Annotated in this window: 1 pseudogene; it reads right to left on the minus strand. The window is 38.1% G+C overall.

Annotated features, from left to right (window positions below):
- Positions 1-60: 60 nt before the first annotated feature.
- Positions 61-270 (minus strand): annotated as a pseudogene (locus RYX56_RS22530) (hypothetical protein); the annotation flags it as partial.

Raw genomic sequence — 270 nt, forward strand, 5'->3', positions numbered from 1 at the left:
CTCTAAAAGCTGTTAATATCAAGTCATTTAGAGCATCTTTCTGTAGAAAATACGGTTCCATTAATCGGCGGTATTTTGTGTAGATAACACAATGCCAGTCAGCACAAAACAAACGCATGGAAGTGCTACGCCATTACCCCACATTTTATATTCGGCTGCATCGGAATGAGGATTGTTAAGCCATTTTATAATCTGATTTCTTGTTTTTGGCCTTTTGCTTTTACCTATAATTTTGCGGTGAGTTTCCCAAACCTCCGTCCAGAATGAAAT

Origin of the sequence: Alkalihalophilus lindianensis (genome assembly GCF_032843265.1) — a bacterium.
Taxonomy (GTDB): domain Bacteria; phylum Bacillota; class Bacilli; order Bacillales; family Bacillaceae_D; genus Alkalihalophilus; species Alkalihalophilus lindianensis.